This window comes from Candidatus Avelusimicrobium alvi (assembly GCF_958451995.1).
Classification (GTDB): domain Bacteria; phylum Elusimicrobiota; class Elusimicrobia; order Elusimicrobiales; family Elusimicrobiaceae; genus Avelusimicrobium; species Avelusimicrobium alvi.
In genome coordinates this window covers 1-16,266 of the sequence record NZ_CAUDSG010000006.1, presented here as the reverse complement: position 1 = coordinate 16,266, position 16,266 = coordinate 1, and the positions used below count along the sequence as shown (strand labels likewise).

10 protein-coding genes are annotated in these 16,266 nt (G+C 47.7%); 3 read left to right on the top strand and 7 right to left on the bottom strand.

Going from position 1 to position 16,266, the window contains the following annotated elements:
• Positions 1-29: 29 nt before the first annotated feature.
• The 7 genes from ACQY36_RS02085 to ACQY36_RS02055 all read right to left on the bottom strand — a co-directional run bounded on the left by ACQY36_RS02085 (position 30) and on the right by ACQY36_RS02055 (position 11,616).
• Positions 30-539 (bottom strand): recombinase family protein, encoded by a 510-nt coding sequence (locus ACQY36_RS02085; protein ID WP_428077503.1) that lies wholly within the window; start codon positions 537-539, stop codon positions 30-32.
• 33 nt (positions 540-572) lie between these two features.
• Entirely contained in the window at positions 573-3,881 is a 3,309-nt protein-coding gene (locus ACQY36_RS02080) for a DEAD/DEAH box helicase family protein (protein ID WP_428077502.1), read from the bottom strand.
• Between the two features lie 13 nt (positions 3,882-3,894).
• A complete protein-coding gene (locus ACQY36_RS02075) occupies positions 3,895-5,064 on the bottom strand; it encodes a restriction endonuclease subunit S (protein WP_428077501.1) in 1,170 nt (389 codons plus the stop codon).
• Positions 5,054-5,818, bottom strand: coding sequence for a hypothetical protein (locus ACQY36_RS02070; protein WP_428077500.1), 765 nt, complete (start codon positions 5,816-5,818; stop codon positions 5,054-5,056). Before ACQY36_RS02070 ends, ACQY36_RS02075 begins: the two co-directional genes overlap by 11 nt.
• The gene (locus tag ACQY36_RS02065) at positions 5,815-7,284 is read right to left on the bottom strand and encodes an N-6 DNA methylase (RefSeq protein ID WP_428077499.1); all 1,470 of its coding nucleotides are present in this window, start codon (positions 7,282-7,284) and stop codon (positions 5,815-5,817) included. The genes ACQY36_RS02070 and ACQY36_RS02065 overlap by 4 nt, the downstream gene beginning before the upstream one ends.
• 155 nt (positions 7,285-7,439) lie before the next feature.
• The gene (locus ACQY36_RS02060) at positions 7,440-9,143 is read right to left on the bottom strand and encodes a PTS transporter subunit EIIC (protein WP_428077498.1); all 1,704 of its coding nucleotides are present in this window, start codon (positions 9,141-9,143) and stop codon (positions 7,440-7,442) included.
• A 211-nt stretch (positions 9,144-9,354) separates the two neighbouring features.
• Complete coding sequence (locus ACQY36_RS02055; RefSeq protein ID WP_428077497.1) at positions 9,355-11,616, bottom strand: putative bifunctional diguanylate cyclase/phosphodiesterase; 2,262 nt, start codon at positions 11,614-11,616, stop codon at positions 9,355-9,357.
• 232 nt (positions 11,617-11,848) lie between these two features.
• Between ACQY36_RS02055 and ACQY36_RS02050 the strand changes: the two genes are divergently transcribed.
• The 3 genes from ACQY36_RS02050 to ACQY36_RS02040 all read left to right on the top strand — a co-directional run bounded on the left by ACQY36_RS02050 (position 11,849) and on the right by ACQY36_RS02040 (position 16,202).
• On the top strand, positions 11,849-14,110 hold the full coding sequence (locus ACQY36_RS02050) for a ribonucleoside-diphosphate reductase subunit alpha (RefSeq protein WP_428077496.1): 2,262 nt from the start codon (positions 11,849-11,851) through the stop codon (positions 14,108-14,110).
• Positions 14,111-14,120: 10 nt separating this feature from the next.
• On the top strand, positions 14,121-15,155 hold the full coding sequence (locus ACQY36_RS02045; RefSeq protein ID WP_428056093.1) for a ribonucleotide-diphosphate reductase subunit beta: 1,035 nt from the start codon (positions 14,121-14,123) through the stop codon (positions 15,153-15,155).
• Between the two features lie 117 nt (positions 15,156-15,272).
• Positions 15,273-16,202: a glycosyltransferase family 2 protein gene (locus ACQY36_RS02040; RefSeq protein WP_428077495.1), complete on the top strand. Its 930-nt coding sequence runs from the start codon at positions 15,273-15,275 to the stop codon at positions 16,200-16,202.
• Positions 16,203-16,266: the final 64 nt, after the last annotated feature.

Here is a 16,266-nt window from a genome sequence, read left to right as displayed (position 1 = left end):
TACATGACGCTCCTTATCCAGCTGATAGCCTACGGCACCAGCCCGCCCAAAAACTTGCCTTTCATGCGGGAGGCTCCCATTTTATCGCGCGTACGCTCGCTGATGATTTCCCGCTCAAACTGCGCGAAAGACAGCAATATGTTAAGCGTCAATCGGCCCATAGAGGTTTTGGTATTAAAGTTTTGCGTAACGGATATAAACGATACAGAATGTTTATCAAAAAACTCCAGCAACTGGGAAAAATCCAGTAGAGAACGCGACAAGCGGTCCACCTTATACACCACCACGCAATTTACCTTGCCCGCGCGGATATCTTCAAGCAAACGCTGTAAACCCGGACGCTCCGTATTGGCCCGGGTGAAACCGCCGTCGTCATAATGCTCACTGACGGCGGTCCAGCCTTCTCCGCGCTGGCTGGATATGTACGCCAAGCAAGCCTCCCGCTGGGTGCCTAAGGAGTTAAAATCTTGTTCTAACCCCTCGCTGGTGGACTTGCGTGTATAGACGGCGCAAAATAAGGGGCGGACGGATTCGCTCATAAACCGAAGAAGTGACATTCGTTGAAATGAATATTACCAAAAAGCATTTTGGTTCACAGATTGTATAGCAGCGCACACGTTATTCCAAACCGCCGTATTAGGAAAAATATCAGCTACGCTTCCGCGGTCAGAAAACGGCGAATACTGCAGGATACTCATATCTGTCAAAACCCCATTTTCAACGATATAGTTGATAATTTGGTCAACAAAATAAATCTGGCGGGAATCCAATTCTTTTTCATCAATAAATTTAGAAAAAGCTTGTTTAGCAGCAACCATATCTAATCCAACAATAGAACGGACAAACGCCCCTAATGGCATATCCCCTATTTCTTGCCGGTATGCTTCTTTAGACCCCAATTCTTTCCACAAGAGCTGTTCCAGTTGTTTTATATCTTCTGATGCTAAAGGTTCGTTAGATTTAAGTTTAGCAACCGCCGGGAAATTAAGATGCTCCCTCAAGAAAAAACTGACTTTTTTACGATAATTTTCCAGTTCGTTTGTTTGCAACTGGGCATCGTTTTCCTGATAGTTTGTTACATAATCAGTGAAATTAGTATCATAACGCGTCGTTGAGGATGGCGGAATAAATTTCATTAGGCCGCGAAGTTGTTGCCGAATTTTTTCTAAATCCGGCACTTGCACTCGGGTCAAATAATCCGTATGTAAAATCTGTTGAATCAGTTCTTTTTGCGCATTTACGGCAGGGATAGTTCCGCAAGGGATCAAGGCTTGAACACGTTTGATTAAGTCCGTGCACCCCCTTTTGCAACTATACCCCTTACAAAGTGAAAACTCCATGCCATACAGCAAGGCATCAAAGCGCAATGCTTCGGCATCTTCCTGTTCCGGCAGAACTAATGGAGCAATCTCTTTTTGCAAATCTAACAAATTTTCATAAGTTAAATTTTCAAAAGATTGTACAGACTGAAAACGGTCTATTGCCCGCAAATGCTGTTTCACCGCAAAGCTATCTCTGTTTAAGGCCTGGATACTGCCCAACAGTTCCCCAACAAGCCGCTTGCGCAGAGAAATAAAGAAATCATTTTGGAAAGGCAACTCTTGCAACTTATAAACCAATTCAGTTTTAATTTTAAACAGTTGCTCCTGCAGCGACACCCCGGCACTAGAACTATCTTTGTGTTCCGTTTGAAAAAACTCAAAATTAGAACAATAGTCAAAAATATAAAATCCCTTTTTATCTTCTCCATCTATAAGCCCGGGAGATAAACGCGTACCGCGGCCAATCATTTGCCAAAACTTGGCTTTACTTAATACTTTTTTGAAAAATACCAAGTTTAGGATTTCAGGGACATCAATACCCGTATCCAACATATCTACAGAAATAGCGATCTGCGGCATTTTTTTAGAATCTGAAAATTCATCAATAAGGCTTTGCGCATAGTTGGTATAGTTATCAATTACCCGGCAAAAGCCCGCGGGCAAATGCGGATACTCGGCATTAAAAATTTCTAAAATTTTCTCGGCATGTAAATGGTTCTTGGCGAAAATAATACTTTTGCCGATTTTAGTGCCATAATCTACTTTTAAACCTTTCGTCATCAGGTCACAAAGCACATGGCGAATCGTATTTTTATTAAACACCCAATCGTTTAAGGCGCTGCTGGCAATACTGTCAGGCAAATTGCCTTCTTCGTCTATAAATTTCTCTTCATATTCCTGTTTTTCAGCATCTGACAGTTCATTATAGACAATACCTTGATCTATAAATTTAAAAGTGGTTTCAAAAGTTTTATAATCTACTAAAAATTTATTTTTTACGGCTTGCGCCAGCTCGTAGCCATAAGTAGGGACACCATCTTCCAACTCAAAAATTTCATAAGTGTTTCTATCAATATCGCTCTTAGGGGTTGCGGTAAGACCTACTAATAAAGCGTCAAAATAGGTAAAAATATCTTGGTATTTTTTATAAATGCTCCGGTGCGCTTCATCCACAATAATCAAGTCAAAATGTCCGCAGGTAAACAGTTGTTTTCCATCTTCATCCTGGGCGGTATCAATACAATTCATCATGGTTTGATAGGTGGAAAATACCCCACGCGCCAACAAATTATCTTTATCTTCCACTAAATTTGTAACAGACACACTCGGCAACAGATTAACAAAATTGCGCTTCGCTTGCGTTACTAGAGAGTTTCTGTCCGCTAAAAATAAAAAGTTCTTTACCCAACCTTTATCCATCAACGTTTTGACTAGTGAAATAACAGTCCTGGTTTTACCGCTTCCCGTAGCCATCACGAGCAAGGCTTTGCGTTTATTGGCCCGGCCAAAGGTTTCGCATACAGCTTTGATAGCCTCTTTTTGATAATAACGCCCCGATATATTATTATCCACCAAAATATGCTCTAACGGCTCGCGATGAGTTAGTTTGTGGAATTCTTTTTCCAAATCCCGCTTACTGTAAATGCCCGAAACTTTCCGTTCCGGGTAGCCCCCCGGTTGATCTACCCAAATACGGGTATCATAACCATTGGTTAAGAAGATAATGGGCCGACGGCCGAAACGGCGCTCCAAATCATCAGCATATAACTTAGCCTGTTGACGCCCTTTTGCTACATCCACACTAGTTTTTTTAGCCTCAATTACAGCCAGGGGTCTGCCGTCGTCTCCAAACAATACGTAATCAGCGAAGCCCTTGCCCGCGTGATTAGGCATATGCTCAATTTCGTACTCGTCTACCCAGTTTTTGCCGTGTTCCCAGCCGCCCGCAGTAAGCATTACATCAATATAGGCCTTACGGGTCTGCGCTTCGGTAGGATCCAGGGGAACAGGTACATAAGCGGACGCTTTTTCCTCACGTTGGGCAGTTAAACGCGGGGCAACGGTTTTGTTTTCCTGTTGAAGTTCCGCCAAGGGGATGTTTTTCACTTCTGCCACGGGCATAGTGAGGTGCGGCTGTTGCTCTAGCAATTGTTTATTAAAAATATGTTTTTGGTAATTTTCGCCATAGCAAAACGCCACAAAATCCATGAAATAAAAGAGGTTTTCCAGAGCGAACGCGGCTTGCCCGGCCGTGATATTTCGGTCGTTATGGGCCGCGTTATTGCCCACTTTGCGGATATAGTTAATGCGGTTAAAAAGATCGTCTTTGATTAATTTTTTAAATGAATCAGCATGAATCAGGGTGGAAAGCGTGTCCTGATAAGGGGGTTCTAACGAGGAATCCACAGAATAGACCCATTTGACAGCCAGCTCAAGCGCGCGGCGGCACATCACCACGCTGGAAGCAATATCCACGGCAAACACTCTTTCCGCCGCGGCCGCCGCGCCGGAAAAAGCCGAAAACCGCTCATCTTGAGCTAAAAAATCAAAATTGGTCATAAGTTATTATATTTTATCCAAAATACTCCTGCATAAGAGATTTATAAAGCGTTTCTAAACTAGCTAAACGGTTCTTCAATAAAACTTTTTGTTTCTCAATGTTATAATAAAAACAAGAGAATTGTCTCTGTCGAACAAAAGATGCTTTGGGGACTAATAATCCCTGAATTTGAGAAATACTAATATTTGGTTGAGCACATCCTGCAGATAAGTTTAGTATGCTATCATAAAACCATTTCATTTTCGTGATTATATATAAAAAAGCAGTGCAACTCACCTTGTCAATATTTCTTAGGCACGCTATACGCTGATTTAATAAAGCCGGGTTTTTTTGTTTATATATAGCGGTTTTTCCAACAGTCGCTCCTGACATCGCCAACAAAATATCCTCATACTGTACAGCATATTCTGAATGTGAAGACAAAAACTGTGGTGAAAAGCAACATTTAGAGCTAGATACAACTGAACCATTTTGCAAATTACTAATACGAATAATCGGTATCCCAGCACTTAAAAATTTATCACTCGGAAAAGCATATCCCCCCGAAATTTGAGCATATGTTTTTAATGGGACTGTAACACTCTCTAAACAACTTGGATCTCCAAACATATCTATAAATTTACTTTTAATAAGTAAATCTAATTTTTCTAACTGTTGTTTTTGCAAAGCAATTAAACTTTGCACTTTATCCAAAATCCCCGCTATCCGCTTTTGTTCCAATTCAGATGGTACATATATATCCAAATTATTTAGATGCTCATTCCGAATATTATTAATATTCGCGCCTTGCGCGATTTCAGAAATCGTATGTCTATAATACGCACTATTAAAAAAATGAAACAAATACGGTGCATAAATATTTTGGGGTCTAACTACTTTACAAAAAGCCCCAAAACTAATTTTAGAAAAAGGAGAAGAAAAGAAAATGGCAGCTTTCCCGACAAGATGTTTACTTCCACTAGAGGCACAAACCAAAATATCCCCTACTCCTAGCAATTGTTTATTATTAATTTTGCTAGACCTTACATAAATCAAGTCATTAAATTCCAGTTTTTCTTGAATGTTATTTGCCCTCAAAATTGGGATATATCCTTCTGTAGGGACTTCTTTTTCATCCTTTGGAGTATAAGATACACCCCGAACCTGTTGGCAAACAGCTGCGAGTTTTATTTTATGCTTCATATTGATTTACCTCGCGTTGTGCTTGGTTCACAAATTTTCTAATTTTGGAAGAATATGATAGTTTATCTAGTTTGAGATTATGAGAAATAACATATTTTTCAAAAACATTTAGCATTGTATCAAGGCAAACCACCGCCTGCTGTAGCCTATATATTTCTTCGCCATTATTATACTTTTGCTTATCTATAAAATCACGCAATAATATGAATTTTTTTGTTGGGATTTTTTCTAATTGTTGTCTCAAATTTTTCACATCCGCCCCAAACTGCTCTATTTCCTTATCATGCGAAAACACAAATCTATGAATAGCAGTTTCTACGCGAGCCAACGAAGAAATAAATTCAGAATTATTATAAATAAAAGATAATTTTTCCCAATTATCCCTAAATTGGGATGAAAAATCTATAAAGGCAATATATATATTATCAAGGTCTTCTTTAGTGGCTTGATAATTCTTTTTAATAAGAGATTTATAGAGTTGTTGTTTGTAATTTAATTTTTGATAAATATCGTAAAATTCTTCTAAATAAGAGTGCAAATATGTCTGCAAATAATTTAATTGCAAAAGCTGTTCCTCTTGTTTTATTTTTTCTTCTTCTATTTTTCGTTCTTTGTCCCATTTTCTTTGTTGTCTCAAATTAAACCGATATGCAAACCAAGCGCCAAAAAATGCCGCCAATAAAGTAACAATCGCATTCTCCCAGTTGATATGCGTATTTTGCAAGCAATTTATAAATAGTTCCCAAACTTTCATTTCAACAGTCCTTCCAGTTCTTTTATGCCTTGGGCGATATCCTTTTCCATAGCTTTAATATCCGCTAAAATGGCTGTAGGGGCGGGATATTCTTCCGGCACATATTCTATTTGTTTGTACTTATTGATAGACAAATCGTAATCGTTATCAATAATTTCCTGTACAGGAACTAAAAAGCTCTTGTCCGTGCGTTTGCGGGTTTCTTCCTGCGCCACATTTTTAAACCGGGCAATAATATCCGGGATGTCATTCTCCTCTACAGGCGTGCGTTTATCGTCCAAACTAAAACCGTCTGCCTGCATATCATAAAACCATACTTTATCCGTTCCACCATGGCCCGTTTTCGTAAAAATCAGCACGGCCGTAGACACTCCGGCATACGGCTTAAACACACCGCTTGGCATACTGATAACGGCTTCCAGCCTATTCCCGCTGATAATTTCCTTGCGGATGGATTTATGTGCCTTAGATGCACCGAACAGCACGCCGTCCGGCACAATGGCCGCGCAACGGCCACCCATCTGCAGCATACGCAAAAACAAAGCCAAAAATAGCAGTTCCGTCTTTTTCGTTTTGGTTACTTTTAATAAATCCGCGGACACAATATCAGCATCTAAACTGCCCTTAAATGGCGGATTTGCCAAAATTTTAGAGAAACAATTTGATTTTGTATTTTGGTCGGACAAACTATCCTTATAGGAGATATTAGGGTTGGCTATACCGTGCGTCATCATATTCATAGCGCCGATACGCAACATTGTCCGGTCCATATCATACCCGTGAAACATACCATTGTTGTAGTGTTCCAGGCGGGCTTTGTTATAAAAAATCTCTTTTAAGTATTTCTCTTTCAGGTATTCGCCTGCCGACACCAAAAAACCCGCCGTACCACAGGCAGGGTCGCAAATGGTGTCACCCGGCCGGATATCCAAAAGTTCTACCATCATACGAATAATATGCCGCGGCGTGCGGAACTGCCCATTTGTGCCGGAAGTAGCCAACTTGGAAAGTAAATACTCATACACATCCCCCCGCATATCCTTATCTTTATAAGCAGGGTTGGACATAATATCATCTAACGCGCTAACGATTTTTTCCAACTGCTGGGGTGTGGGAATTTTAAAAATAGCGTCGGACATATATTTAGAATAAGTGCTATTTTTGTCCGCATGTAAATTTTTAATAAACGGGAAAACCCCTTCCTGCATCGTTTTGTACATCTTTTCCGGGGCAAAATGTTTAAAAACAGACCATTTGTAGTCTTGTTTTTTATCGCCAAAAACACTTTGGAACGGGATTTTAAGCATTTGGCTTTCCCGGCGTTTATTGTCATCAGCAATATCCAAATCACAGATAAACATTAAATAGGTAATTTGCTCGATTACATCCAAGGGGTTCGTAATACCCCCCGTCCAAAAGATTTCCCATAAATGGTCAATTTTATTTTTCAGTTCACCTGTAATCATTTTAAATTATCTCTCTTATAAAACAGACTTTATTGTATTGTAGCAATTTATCCCCAAGGTTAATATTTTAACGATAATACGAAAGGGTGGGAGACTTTTTGAGACATTACAAAAGCCCCCGCGGCGGGCGGGGGCTTTTTAGCAGACCTTCAAACTTATTTCTGCGCGGCGCGTTTTTTATCTATATATTCCTGCAATTTCGGTTTAATCACGCTCACCACCGGGCCGTACACCACCTGAACGGCGTTGCCGTTAATCACCACGCCCAGCGCACCGGCTTTTTTAAGGGTCGCCTTATCAATTTTGGAGCTGTCCTGCACATTAAGGCGCAGGCGCGTGGCGCAGCATTCCGGGTTTTCCATATTGTCCAGCCCGCCTAAGCCCGCAATAATGTTCTCCATCTGCTCGTCGCGCTCAAAAGCGGCGTCCCCGGCGGAAGGCCGTGCCGGAACTTCAGCCGGTTTTGCATCGGCCGCGGACGAGGAAGCGGCTTCCCGTTCTTTTTTGGCCTGGTAATCGGCTTTGGTGTACAGTTTGGTTTCCTGCTCTTCGCCTTCGCGGCCCGGAGTCGGCAGGTTCCACTTCAAAATCACCCATCTGAACAGGTAATAATACACCACAAAGTACAAAATGAAAATGGGTATCAGGCGAATCCAATTCGTCTTGTCGTTGCCCTGCATCACGCCGTAGAGCACATAATCAATCAGCCCGCAGGAGAACGTGGTGCCGATGGTAATATCCAGCGCGTGCATCAGCACGAACGACAGCCCCGCAAACACGCAGTGCACCACATACAACAAAGGCGCCACAAACAGAAACGTAAATTCAATCGGCTCGGTAATGCCGGTTAAGAACGAGGTCAGCGCCGCCGAAAACAGCAGGCCGCCCACCAGTTTGCGTTTGCCGGACGCGGCGGTGTTGTACATCGCCAGCGAAGCCCCCATCAGCCCGCCCATCATAATGGCGTATTTGCCCGTCATAAAGCGGGCGGCTTCAATGGCGAAATGCTGGGTGTTGTGCGAGGCCAGCTGCGCGAAGAAAATGTTTTGCGCGCCATAGTACATCGTCCCGTCTATATTCATCGCACCGCCCAGGCCCGACTGCCAAAACGGCATATAAAATACATGGTGCAAACCAAACGGAATCAGCGCGCGTTCCATAAAACCAAAAATAAACGTACCGTAATAACCCGTCTTGACCACCAGCGCGCCGCTTTCCAAAATCAGCCGCTGAATAGGCGGCCAGACGAAGAAGCAAATCACGCCCAGCACGATAGACGCCAGCGTGCAGATAATCGGTACAAAACGCACGCCGCCAAAAAAGGAAAACACCACCGGCAGTTCTATGCGGTAAAAACGGTTGTGCAGGTACGCCACGGCCAACCCCACCAAAATGCCGCCGAAAATACCCATTTCCAGCGTTTGTATGCCCAGCGTCGTGCCCACGGTGCCGGCAATGACGGAGGAAGCCAGCTGGCCGTCCGGCAGGACCTGGCCGGAAAAAACCAGCAGTTCGTGAATCGTCATATGCATAATGATAAACGACAGCGCGGCGGACAGCACGGCCACGGCTTTTTCTTCTTTCGCCATCCCCATCGCCACCGCCAGCGCAAAAAGCAGAGGCAGGTTGGCAAACACGGCGTTGCCCACGGCGCTCATCAACAGGAACATATGGTTGAGCAAAGTGCCCGTGCCCATAATGGATTCCAGCCCGTATTGCTGTACGGTGGACATATTGGAAAAAGAAGCGCCGATACCCAGTAAAAGCCCGGCTACGGGCAGAATGGATATCGGCAGGAAAAACGAACGGCCAATCGTTTGAATAACGGTAAGTATTTTATTGTTTTTGGACGATGCCATAAACGCTCCTATACGAAAAATTGCCTGCTGCAAGAAGGGGAGAGCCCCTTCTTGGATAATATCTTATTTTATGCGCCGGCTTCAACCCGCCGCCGCGCACGCCGCGCGGAAGGACAAAAATAGGAACGCCGCCGGGCGTTCCCTATCACCAATTACACAAAAGCAAAACCGGACTCCTTATTATTTATGCTGTCCCGAGCCAGGCCAACCGTCAGTCAACCCGCTTCGTCCCGTCCGGGGGCTGCGTCTGGGGCGTATTTTTCTTGAGCAGCCGTTCAAACTCCGCCGCCGGCAGCGGGCGGGAGAAATAATACCCCTGCGCCAAATCGCACCCCGTATGGCGCAGGAAATCGGCCTGTTCGCGCGTTTCCACACCTTCGGCCACCACCTGAACGTCCAGGGATTTAATCATCGCCACCGCGCCTTCAATCACTTTGTGCGCGTGCGGATTGTCTTCAAATCCGCTCAGGAATTCTTTGTCCAGTTTAATACTGTCAAACTGCAGGCTTTTCAGCACGTTTAAAGAGGAGTAGCCCGAGCCGAAGTCGTCCATCGCCACGGAAAACCCCTGGCGGTGCAGGCCGCGCATCACGTTCTGGGCGCGCTCCAGGTTATTAAAAATCACGCTTTCGGTCAGCTCCACTTCAATCAAATTATGCGCCACGCCATACTTGTCTACCAGGCGAAGCATCTGCGGGATATAGCGCGAATCATTCAGGTGCAGGCGCGAAAAATTAACCGCCACGGGCACCTGCTCAAGCCCCTTGATGTTCCACGCCGCCAAAAGCCGCGCGACTTCCTCTAAAATAAACATATCCAAACGCAGAATAAAGCCGTTTTTCTCAAAAATCGGAATAAAATCATCCGGCTTGACGAGCCCTTCCTCCAGCCGGTTCCAGCGCACCAGCGCTTCCGCGCCGCGCATTTCGCCGGTGGCAAAGTCGCACTTGGGCTGAAGGTATACGGCAAAATCCCCGTGGTCCAGCGCCTGCTCCATGGTGTTTTCAATCCGTTTCTCGTTCACAATGCGCTTGCGGTCGGATTCGTCGTAAAACTGGCATTTGTCAAAAGACATTTTCTTCGCGTTTTCCAGCGCCAGGTGCGCGCGGTCCAGCATAATATAGAAGGGAATATCTTCCGCCACTTCATACACGCCAAAGGCCACGTCAATCATCAGGCAGGAATCCTCCACCGTGCAGTCCCGGCGCAGCTGCGTGGTCAGCGCGCTTAAACGGGCGCGGAAGGATTTGCGGTCCGTATATTTAAGGAGCAGGACAAAGTTGTCTGCGGTGGAGCGGCAAAAGCATTCTTCGGGCGCGATGTTTTCGCGCAGTACGCGCGCCACCCGCTGGAGCACCTGGTTGCCGCGTTCGTAGCCGTGCAGGTCATTGATGACTTTAAATTTGTTGATGTCAAAAATAATCAGCGCCGCCCGGCGGTTCAGCCCGGCCAGTTTTTCTTCAAACTGCTCACACATACGGTTAAAGTTGTCCGCCCCGGTCAGCTGGTCCACAAAGGCGGTGTCAAAAAGCTGGCGGTTGCTGTAGGCGCGCATATGCAGGATGTAAAAAATAAGCGCGCAGAAAATGATGAAAATAGACACAAACAAAATCAGCGACAGCCACGTTAAATGCTGGGCCTGGTGCTCCACATACAGGGTGGGCAGGGCGGAAATCATATACCAATCGTTGATTTCCAGCGGAATAAAATGCAGAAAGCGGCGTTCGCCGCCGTCGCGGTAGCCCACCATGAAATGCGCTCCGTTAAGGACGGCGGAACGCAAATCCGGCAGGGTCATTTTTCCGTCAAAAGAAACGCCTTCAAGCAAATCAAACATATTGCCGAAATCCGGCTTATGGTAGCCCAGCACGGGCACGCCGCTGCGCTCCACCACCAGCGAATAGCCTTTGTTTCCCATGGCGGACAGCGCTAACAGCGGCCGATACCGTTCCGGCGGCTGCAGCGCAAAAAGCGCTCCTACGGGCCTGCCGTGGCGGCGCAGGGAAACGGACTGGACCAGCACGTCTTCCCCGTCGGACGGGTCCGCCTGGAGAACCGAAAGGTAATGCCCGGCTTCCAGCGTGCGGGCGGTAACGTCAGCGATAAAAGTGGGGCTGAAACGGCGCGGTTCGGAAAGGAAGACCTTTCCGTCTTCGGTTACTACGCCCAGGAGTTTAAAATAATTGTGCCGGGTTTGGCGGCGCAGAAATTCGGTCAGTTTGGCGGGGTCCGCCCACGGATAGGTGTCTTCTACGGTAATGGAAATGGATTCCAAAACCTGGCGGTCGGTTTGAATCAGGCGGTTAAAATCGGCGGCGGCTTCTTCGCTGGCGGCGGCCACATGGGTTTTTACGTCCTGCTCCAAAATCCCGCTGACCTGCTGCCAATAAAACGCCACGCCCGCCGCGATAATGGCCGCAGCAGCCATAAAGAAAAAGATAAACGAACGGAACGAAATGCGCGGCAAAACCATACCTCCCGGACGGCGACCGTACGGCCCGGACGGCCGTGTATTTATTATATCATTTATCAGGCGGGGAACCGGCAAAAAACAGCCCCTTTTTTTATGTTCTGCATCCCCGCCGAAGGCCGCCGCCGCGCGCCGCCCGCCGCGCATAAAAATACGCTTCATAAACGGGTTGAATTTAGCTATAATTAAGAATAAATCTTATTAAGCGGTTCCGGCCGCACAGGACCTATTCCATATGACAAAAACCGATTTTTCCGCTTTCATCCGCCCGCTGGCCGAAAAAGCCACGGGCTCTTTAACCGAAGCGCTGTTGGAGCGCGCCACCCGCGGGCTGGACGTAAATCCCGCCGCCTTGCGGGAGAAAATCCTGCCGCTTTTAACCAAAGACACCACGGTAAAAGAATTGTTAAACCATCTGCAGACGCTGGCCGCGTCGCTGACGTCCGTGGAACAGCCGGACTGGAAATACGCCGCCGGACGGCTTAAAATGGCCGAACTCTACTGCCGCCGCGCCGGCCGCCCGGCGTACGACTACCCCGCCACGCTTAAACGCAACACCGCGTGCGGCGTGTATACGCCTTTTATCCTGCAGAAATACTCCGAAGAAGAAATCAACGAAGCCGCCTCCTTTATTAACCCGGCGTACGATTTTGTATACGATTACGCCGGCGCCAACCTGCTGATTAAGCGCTACCTGGCCGAATACCAGGACGACGCGGCCGAATTCCCGCAGGATATGTTCCTGACCATCGCTTTATTAATTGAACAGAACGCCCCCAGGAGCGTGCGGATGGCGCAGGTTAAAGACACGTATGAAAAATTGGCGGACCGCAAAATTTCCCTGGGAACGCCGCTTTTAATGAACTTCCGGCGCCCGAACGGCAATTTAAGCTCGTGCTTTATCACGCAGATGGACGACAGCCGCGACTCTATTTTCTACGTGATTGACCAGATTTCCGCCATCTCCAAATTCGGCGGCGGCGTGGGGTGCAATCTCTCCCGCGTGCGCTGTAAAGGCGCGCGCATCAAAGGCATTAAAAACGCTTCCGGCGGCGTGATTCCGTGGATACGCATTATTAATGATACGGCCGTGGCCGTCAACCAGCAGGGCAAGCGCAAAGGCGCGGTAACGGTATCGCTGGACGTATGGCATATGGACATAGACGATTTTCTGGAGCTACGCACCGAAAACGGCGACCAGCGCATGAAAGCCTATGATATTTTTCCGCAGGTAGTCATCCCGGATTTGTTTATGAAAAAAGTGCGCGACAACCAGGACTGGCTGATGGCGGACCCCAACGAAATCCGTGTAAAATACAACGTGGAACTGGGCGACCTGTGGGGCGACGCGTTTGAAGCCTTCTACGCCAAACTCTACGAAGACGCCAAAGCCGGCAAACTGGAGCTTTTCCGCTTTGCGCCGGCGCGCGAAATGATGAAAAAAATTATGCGCTCGCAGATTGAAACGGGTATGCCCTACCTGGCGTTTAAAGACACGTTAAACCGCTACAACCCCAACCAGCACGACGGCGTGATTGTGGGCACCAACCTGTGCACGGAATCGCACAGCAACGTGCGCCCCACGCGGTTTGATTCCCGCCAACTGGAAGACGGCCAAATCGTCAGCCGGATGAGCGGAGGACTAATTCACGTATGCAACCTGATTTCCGTCAACCTCGCCAACATCCAAGACGATGCGGACCTGGAATCCGCCTGCCGCACTTCCGTGCGGTTTCTGGACAGCGCCATAGACTTTACCGACGTACCCGTCCTGGAAGGCGCCCTGCACAACCGCCGCTACCGCACCATCGGCGTAGGCGCGATGGGCCTGGCGGATTTTCTGGCCAAACGCAACGTGCTCTACACCAAATCGGCGGACGAGGTGGACGCGCTGTTTGAAAAATTTGCGCTGTACTGCACGCGCGCCAGCGTGGATTTAGCCAAGGAAAAGGGCACGTTTGAGGCTTACCCCGGCTCCCAGTGGAGCAAGGGGATTATCCTGGGCCGCACGCAGGACGCGTTCCAATCCTCCGCGCATAAAGACGCGTGGAACCGCCTGTTTGACGACCTAAAAAAATACGGCATCCGCAATTCGCAGATTACCGCCGTTGCGCCCAACACCAGCTCGTCCTTAATCCAGGGCTGTTCGGCCTCGGTGCTGCCGGTATACAGCAAGTTTTTCGTGGAGACGCACGGCAAGGGGAGCATTCCCAACTGCCCGCCGTTTATCAAGGAAAAATTCTGGTACTACCAGGAAAACCGCACGGTGGACCAGCGCATCGTTATTGACGTCATGAGCCGGATTAACAAATGGATTGACACCGGGATTTCCATTGAGCTTATCTATAATTTGAATATGGACGTAAAGGCCAAAGACATCTTTGACACCATCCTTTCCGCCTGGCAGAAAGACATCAAAACCTTATACTACACGCGCACCATCCAAAAGGACGGCAGCGCGCTGGAAAAAACCGAGTGCGTCAGCTGCGCCGGCTAACGGAGAACCTATGCAAAACAAAAAAATCTTTAACATTTTTGGGGACGACAGCCTCCAGCACCGCCAAATCATCGGCGGCAACGTAACCAATCTGTTTAACTTAAACAACGTCAAATACCAGTGGGCCAACAAACTCTACCGCGTCATGATGGAAAACTTTTGGATTCCGGAAAAAGTGTCCCTGTTTGACGACAAACGCTGCTACGCCGAACTCTCGCCGGAAGAGCGCAATACATACGACGGCATTCTCTCCTTCCTCGTGTTTTTGGACAGCATCCAAACCAACAACCTGCCCAACATCAGCCAATACATTACCGCGCCGGAACTCAACCTGGTGCTTTCCATCCAAACCTATCAGGAGGCCGTACACTCGCAGAGCTACGCCTATATCATTGAAAGCATCGTGCCCGCCGAAAAACGCAACGATATTTACGAAAAATGGCGGCAGGATTCCGTCCTGCTGGAACGCAACCAATATATTGCCGGCATTTACCAGAAATTTCTGGACGAGCGCACCGAACACAATTTCGCGCGCGTGCTGGTGGCCAACTTCCTGCTGGAAGGCATTTATTTTTACAACGGGTTCAACTTTTTCTACAACCTGGCTTCGCGCGGGCTGATGATCGGCACCGCCGACGAAATTAAATACATCAACCGCGACGAACTGGTGCACTGCGTGCTGTTTGCGCGGATGATTAAAGAAATTTGGAACGACCGCCCGGATTTCTTTAATAAAGACGAAGTGTATGAAATGTTCGCCGCGGCCGCCGCACAGGAAATGGCGTGGAGCAACCACATCATCGGCGACCATATCGTAGGCATCAACCGCGAATCTACCGAAAAATACACCAAGTTTATCACGAACCAGCGTTTAAAAGAAATCGGTTTAAATCCCATTTTTGCGGGGTTTGAGCAAAACCCGTATCCGCATTTGGAAAAAATCGCGGATACCAACGGGGACGGCAGCGTTAAAAGCAATTTTTTTGAGGCTAACGTGTCATCGTACAACCAAAGTTCCGCCGTGGAAGGGTGGGACGACATTTAATTCCGCCCGCACAGAGGTTCTTACGGCCCCGCGTTTGACGGCGCGGGGCTTTTTTTACGCAAAAATACTATAATTTCACATAGACGGCCCGTACGATTTTAATCCAGGAGCGCGCCCATGAAAATCGCTTTGCTCGTCCCTATGTATAACGAAGAAGACTCCCTCCCCCTGTTTTGGGAAGAGACCCAAACCGTTTTGCAAACCCTGCCGGACGCTCAGTTTGAATACGTATTCGTCAACGACGGCAGTACGGACGGAACGCTTGCGCAGTTAAAAGAACTGGCGCAAAAAAACCCGAACGTAAAAGTAATCTCGCTGGCGCGCAATTTCGGCAAAGAAGCGGCTCTTACCGCCGGCCTGTTAGAAGCCGCCAAGGCGGACGCAGTCATCGTGCTGGATGCGGACTTGCAGGACCCGCCGTCCCTCATCCCAGCGTTTGTGGAAAAATTTAAACAGGGCTTTGACGTCGTCTACGGCCGGCGCGAAAGCCGCCGCAAAGACTCGTTTTTAAAACGCTTTACCGCACGCGGGTTTTATAAATTCCACAACGCCATCGCCGACCGCCCCCTGCCCGAAGACGCGGGAGACTGCCGCCTGCTCAGCCGCCGCGCGGCCCAGGCCGTGTTGCAGCTGCCGGAGCGCGAGCGGTTTATGAAAGGTCTTTTTAACTGGGTGGGTTTTAAAACCGCCGCCGTACCGTTTGCGCGCGAAGCGCGCCGCGCCGGAGAAACCAAGTGGAATTACTGGCGGCTGTGGAACTTTGCGCTGGAAGGGCTGACGGCCTCCAGCACGCTGCCCCTTAGGCTGTGGACGTACTTCGGTTTTGCCGTCTCCGCCTTTGCGTTTGTATACGCGCTGTGGGTGGCGGTGCAGAAAATCGTTTACGGAAACCCGGTCAGCGGGTATGCGTCTTTAATGGTGGCGATTTTATTTTTCAGCGGCGTACAGCTTATTTCGCTGGGCGTTATCGGCGAGTATCTGGGCCGCGTGTTTATGGAAGTAAAACAGCGGCCGCTTTACGTGGTGGACGAAAAAATAAACTGCTGAAGTTTTGGGTAATAAACATCCCCCGGCGTAGCCGGGGGTTTTTCTCAATACGGGCGTAGCCCTC